General features: G+C 35.0%; 5 protein-coding genes and 1 tRNA gene. 2 read left to right on the plus strand and 4 right to left on the minus strand.

Going from position 1 to position 6,000, the window contains the following annotated elements; translation table 11 throughout:
- Window positions 1–10: 10 nt before the first annotated feature.
- Window positions 11–86, plus strand: a tRNA-Phe gene (locus tag Q0380_RS08600).
- Window positions 87–203: 117 nt separating this feature from the next.
- Window positions 204–1,133 carry a sugar transferase gene (locus tag Q0380_RS08605; protein ID WP_297897407.1) on the plus strand — a complete coding sequence of 310 codons (930 nt, stop codon included), beginning with the start codon at window positions 204–206 and terminating at the stop codon, window positions 1,131–1,133.
- Window positions 1,134–1,136: 3 nt separating this feature from the next.
- On the opposite strand, the gene Q0380_RS08610 is transcribed toward Q0380_RS08605, so the two are convergent.
- Genes Q0380_RS08610 through Q0380_RS08625 form a run of 4 tightly spaced genes read right to left on the minus strand, consistent with a single transcriptional unit; the run spans window position 1,137 to window position 5,577 of the window.
- Window positions 1,137–2,270, minus strand: coding sequence for a glycosyltransferase family 4 protein (locus tag Q0380_RS08610; RefSeq protein ID WP_298962689.1), 1,134 nt, complete (start codon window positions 2,268–2,270; stop codon window positions 1,137–1,139).
- Window positions 2,267–3,331, minus strand: a complete 1,065-nt coding sequence (locus Q0380_RS08615; protein WP_298962692.1) for an EpsG family protein — start codon at window positions 3,329–3,331, stop codon at window positions 2,267–2,269. Before Q0380_RS08615 ends, Q0380_RS08610 begins: the two co-directional genes overlap by 4 nt.
- A 15-nt stretch (window positions 3,332–3,346) precedes the next feature.
- Window positions 3,347–4,345 carry a glycosyltransferase family 2 protein gene (locus Q0380_RS08620; protein ID WP_298962695.1) on the minus strand — a complete coding sequence of 333 codons (999 nt, stop codon included), beginning with the start codon at window positions 4,343–4,345 and terminating at the stop codon, window positions 3,347–3,349.
- Complete coding sequence (locus tag Q0380_RS08625) at window positions 4,342–5,577, minus strand: oligosaccharide flippase family protein (RefSeq protein ID WP_298962698.1); 1,236 nt, start codon at window positions 5,575–5,577, stop codon at window positions 4,342–4,344. The genes Q0380_RS08620 and Q0380_RS08625 overlap by 4 nt, the downstream gene beginning before the upstream one ends.
- Window positions 5,578–6,000: the final 423 nt, after the last annotated feature.

Genomic DNA, 6,000 nt, shown 5'->3' on the forward strand with positions numbered 1-6,000 from the left:
TTTTTTAGGTGGTTGGATAGCTCAGTCGGTAGAGCAGCAGACTGAAAATCTGCGTGTCGGCAGTTCGATTCTGCCTCTAACCACCACTTAATCTATCTTCAATAAACCCGCATCTTAGATAAAAAGCAATCTCGAATTAAATATCTTTTAACACAACAATGCTAAAATAATGAAATTTTACGAAAGGCAAAAGAGGTAAAAGCATGCTGATTCTTGGCGAAAAATATAAATTTACCAATATAGAATTAAAAAAGCTTAATAAAAAATTCGACAAAGTCGACATCGTAAAATACACAGCTCGCCCCTTCGTAGAGGTTCGGCTACAGATCGAAGGTCTACTTAAAAATCACAATTATAAATTTCTGATCATAAATACCAAAGAATTTATCGATCCTAAAATGATAAAATTCCTCACGCTTTTGCAGTTTCGCTTCAATCACAAGCGGCTCAAAATTCTAACTATCGAAAAATTTTTAGAAAAATTCTTTCATAAATGTTATATTCCCGACGACGATAGGGATTTGGAATTTTTAAGCAACATTAGGCCGTATAACGACTTCGAGTACGCTACGAAGCGCGTCATAGACTACATAGGCGGAGCGATCTTGTATGTAATATTTTTTGCGATCAAATTTCACGTAAAAAAGAAAATAGACGAGCAGTCGCCGGGGAAATTATACTTCATACAAAATCGCGTAGGATTAAATTTGAAAAATTTCAGATGTTATAAATTTCGAACCATGCACGAGCATTGCGTTCATAATCCATACACAAAAAAAAACGATAGCAGGGTGTTCGAGTTCGGCAAATTTATGAGAAAGACCAGGATAGACGAGCTGCCGCAATGCATCAACGTACTGCGTGGAGATATGCACCTAATCGGGCCTCGCGCGGAGTGGGACATTTTGGTCAGAAACTACGAAAAAGCAATCCCTTATTACAACGAACGCCATCTGGTCCGCCCTGGTATCACCGGCTGGGCGCAGGTTAATTACCCCTATGGAGAAAACATCGATGATGCCAAGCAAAAGCTAATGTATGATCTCTATTACATCAAATACTGGTCGCTGTGGCTGGAGATCAAGACGATCTTTGCGACGATCAACGTTATGATCAGAAAAAAGGGTTTATAAAATTTAATCTCCCAAAACCATCTTTAAAAGCCTATCGTTTACTTTATGAACATCAAATTTTTCCTCCGCGACCCTTCTGCTCTCTAGCCCCATTGTATCGATCGCTTCGGGATTTTGTATAAAATACTCCATCTTCTGCACCAGGGCTTCATATTCGTACGGCGGCACCAAAAAGCCGTTCAGTCCGTCCATGACCGTCTCTTTGCAGCCCACGCTATCAGTCGTGATCACCGCCCTGCCTATCGCCATCGCCTCCTGCGTGCTTCTAGGAACGCCTTCTCTGTAATACGACGGCAGTACGAACACGCTAGAGCCTGCGATCCACTCATCCACATTGTCCACGAAGCCTGGATATATCACGATATCGTCGTTTAGATACATATCTAGGTGTCGTTTTTTCAGACCGAAAGGATTTGTCTCGTCAAAGGAGCCCAAAATATAAAATTTCACCTCTTTGTGCTTTTTCTTTATGATCTTTGCAGCCCGTAGATACTCAAACACCCCCTTCTCCGCCAAAAGCCTAGCTACAAATATAAAACTCACGGGCTTTGCGGGCGCTTGGGAGTATCTAAATTTAGCCAGATCGACCCCGATGCCGCCTAAAATTTCAACGCTTTTTACGCCGATTTTATATCTACCAACAAGGTCTTTTTTATCGTCGCTATTTAGCAAAATGAGTTTATCGAGCAGAGGAAGGCTAAACTTATAAAGTAAAATTTGAATAAATTTTATAAATTTAGCTTTCGCGGAAGATCCATTTTTATGCAAAGTAAAGGCCCCGCCTAGCCCCTCAAGCATACCGACGATACGCGGTACTCTCGCTAATCTTGCCGCTATGGTGCCAAAAATCACGGGCTTGACAAAAAAGCTAAATACCATATCTGGCTTATGTTTTTTAATGAGCTTTATCAAATCATATACCGCAAGAGCGTCACCAAGCGGATTTAATCCTTTAGAATTTAGCTTGTAATCCAAAACCGTCGCGCCGAGCTCTTTGATCCTGCTGCGAGAGACATCGTCGTAATCATCCGCTAGGCAATAAATTTTAAAATTTTGCTCGATAAGCTTTATGATAAATTCTTTTCTGAAATTTATCATCATAGAAGCGGCTCCGCCTATAATAAAAATTTTTTTCAAAACGAGATCCTATTATTAAATAATAGATATTTTATCACGGTAATAAAAAAGGCTATTAGGATAAAATACCCTAAGTAGAAGGTCTTTTTTGTGTTTAAATTTTTAAATAAAACGTAGGGGATAAAAAATTCAAAAACGCTAAATAACAGATAAACTCTACCTAAAATAGGGATACCGTAAAATAAAATCCGCAGCAACGCCGCAAAGTACGCGAGATTGTATAAAAATATGCTCTTTTTATCCGTCTCTTTTTTGTAAAACAGCACAGACAGCATATTCGTAAAAAGGATAAAATAGATGCCCAAATAGCTAAAAATGCTTTCGCTATAGGGTTTCATATGATAAGAGACCAGATAGTCCGTGTAGATATTAGCAGGGATGTGATTGTAAATAAATTCCGCAACTATCTGAATAATCCCGATCCTATTAAATACAAAAAGTAGCATAAATATAAAAATCATCAAAGTGGTTTTATAGTGCTTTTTAAATAAATTAAATATCAAAAATAGAGGTATTATAATGATAATAGTCGGATGAAAAAGCGCCCCTATGACAGTAAGCACAAAAGATTTTAAAATTTTACGCTCATAGTATAAAATAAAAACTATCGGTATAAGGGTCGTAGCGATAACCGATCTAAGGGCATTGAATGACATGGCGAAAAATGACAATGTAAATAGAATATATGTAATAATTTGAAGCTTGTCGTCAAAATAATAAAATTTTTTATAAGTTTTGACCATATAATTCAAAGCAATAGTTTGTATTAAAGACCAAATGACAAAAAGTAATCCATAATTAATAGTTAAAGGGTTTAAATATTTTATCAAAAGATACATAATTATCCCTTTGTACAGGGAATATAATCTTTCTGTTTCTAAAAATAAAAATTTATACATTATATAATCGGTCCCGTAATTATCCTGGAACGCTACTAAAATAAAAAATATAGATAAAAAAGCGTAATATAGCAACGGTCGGATTTCTCTGTGTCTTATAGAAAAACCATATGTTAAAGCGGCGAAAAAATAAAATATAAAAATTGCGTATAAAGTGTGCATATTTTAACTCATTGTCTATTTAGAGATATTTTTTCTAACCCAAAGAGCTATCTCTCTAAATTTTAGATAGGCTTTTAATCCCAATAAATTATATATAATAACCCCGATCCTATCCTGCGTCTTAGAATTTTTATCTTTCAGCGCGATCGCGGAATTGTTTTTTATTATCTTATCCATTTTTATTAGAGTACCCCTGCCTAAATCGTCTAAATTATCCTTAAATTTATAAAAGGTCATAAATGCGTCTCTGAGCTTTCTGATCTCTATGGATTTTACGATATCTTTATCATCGCGGAAATATTTTTTTAGCTCGTCTAGGATATTAAATATAATTAAATCTTTAATATCGCCTTTGCTCGTCATGATAGAATTATCTCTTATAAAGTAAAAATAATCCTTCAAGTCGCAAAAAGCTATTTTGTCTGCTTTTGAAGCTATTATGGGCGTGATCGCAAGGTCTTCGTATATCTGACCTTTTGGAAACCTAATGCCTGCAAATAACTCTTTTCTATAAATTTTAGCAACCGCACCGACATTATAAAATTTACCACAAAATAGACTTTCTACGCATTCCTTAGCTGTATGGATTAAAATAGGCTCATCGTTTATACTTTTTTCATAAATTTTATCCTCGCTGTCTTCATAAGCACGCCTAATTGAGGTGATAGCCATATCCGCATCGCATCTATCTATCAAGCAATATAAATTTTGTATATAAAATTTACTTACCCAATCATCGCTATCTATAAAAGTTAAATATTCACCGCCTGCAATATCGATGCCTGCATTTCTAGCATCGCTAAGACCGCCGTTTTTTTTATGGATTACTTTTATACGTCCGTCTTTTAACGCATATTCATCGCAAATTTCAAAGCAGCCATCGGTACTTCCGTCATCAACTAATATTATCTCTAAATTTTTATAAGTTTGATTTATGATGCTATCGATACATTTTCTAAAATACTTTTCGACATTATATATTGGTACTATTGCGGATATCAAAGCCTCCTTCATAAATCCCCTTTATCGTTTAAAATTATCACAGCGCCCAGTATACATACTACAAAATATCCTACTCCAAGCCCAACTACTGTTCCTACGGCACCATAAACAGGAATAAAATATAAATAAGCTACAACGGCGCCACCTAGGGCAAGCCCCCATTTATAAATAAGGAGTTTACCTAACTTCATTTTAATTATATATAAATTTAACGCCTCATTTAAAAATATAAACGGCAAAATAAATAATAGATACCTAAAAATTTCTACTGCGTCGTGAAATTTAGCTCCGAATATTAGGCTTATTAAAATTGGCGATAAAAAATACATCGCCATAGACGTAAAAAGCGCAATAGTAATCATACCGCAAGCAAGCAGCCATATATTTTTCTTTATGGTGTATAGTTCGTCAAATTTATAAACAAATAAAGGTGCAAATGATACCGCTATAATTGGCGCGATAGCAGTCACGCTACCAAAAAGCTGAATCGCCGAGGCATATAACCCCAAAGTCGTGCCATCGCTTAGATAACGCGTTGAAACGATGTCCGCCCTCAAAAATATACACATAAAGCAGATACCTAGAAAAAATGGCAACCCATCTTTAAGAAGAGACAAAATTTTATTAAAATCAAATGTAAAAAATAGCTCTTTATTTAAAAATTTATATATCCAAAGTAAACCTAACGCCATGTAAATACTCTCCAATATATACACAAGAGCATAAAGATAGATATTCGTGACTTCCAGCCAAAATAGTAATGCCAAAATAGTAATCTTTATGATCGTAAAGCAGATATATAGCACGCTTCTATATTTTATCATCGTCTGAGATTGTAAAAAAGCCGTGACTATACCAAATGCCTCGTCTATCAAAATACAAAATCCGAGAACCAAACCCAAATAAAATACTTTTATATCATCACCAAAATATACGAATACCAAAAAAGCAATGTATGCTACTATGCAGAAAAACGCTCTTATAAAAAAGCCGCCTCCCATTAAATATCTGCGCTGCATGGCATCCGCGTTCGTAAGCCTAGGCACCATAATCTCTGCCGGATTGACATATGAAAGCGATTTAAAAATAACTATAAGCCCCAATAAATATTGAAAAATTCCATATTTTTCAACCCCTAAAACTCTGGCTAAAATAGACGCCGTCACAATACTGCCGCCGATCCTAATACCATGTTCGAACAGAAGCCAGAAAATATTTTTGATAAATTTTATTTTGTTGCTCATAGTCTTAAGCTCAAAATCCTTTAAAAATTTATATAGTATGATTGTATCCAGCAAAAATTTAAAAGCAAATAAACAATATAAATAAATTATGCGGATTTAAATTTGTCTACGAATAAATTATTCAAAATCTGAAGCAATTGTAAAAGCAATAAAGCAATTAGGTAAAATAACAGAGAAGTAAATAAAGTTAATATGCTTAGACATAACAATTGCTGCCAAAACCCAGACAAAACAATAGCTAAAATTTACAATCTTATCTACCTCCGAAAAGTATAGAGTCATACCCTTTATAAATTTTTATAAAAACAAAGAGGGAAGTCCAATTTACGCCCTCTCCCTATTTTATATATTCTTTCTTATTGTTCTTTCTTACCCTTCTTGCCCCTCTTACCTTTAGCCTTAGACGATCCCTCTTCTTTAGCC

The organism is uncultured Campylobacter sp. (assembly GCF_937959485.1).
Classification (GTDB): domain Bacteria; phylum Campylobacterota; class Campylobacteria; order Campylobacterales; family Campylobacteraceae; genus Campylobacter_B.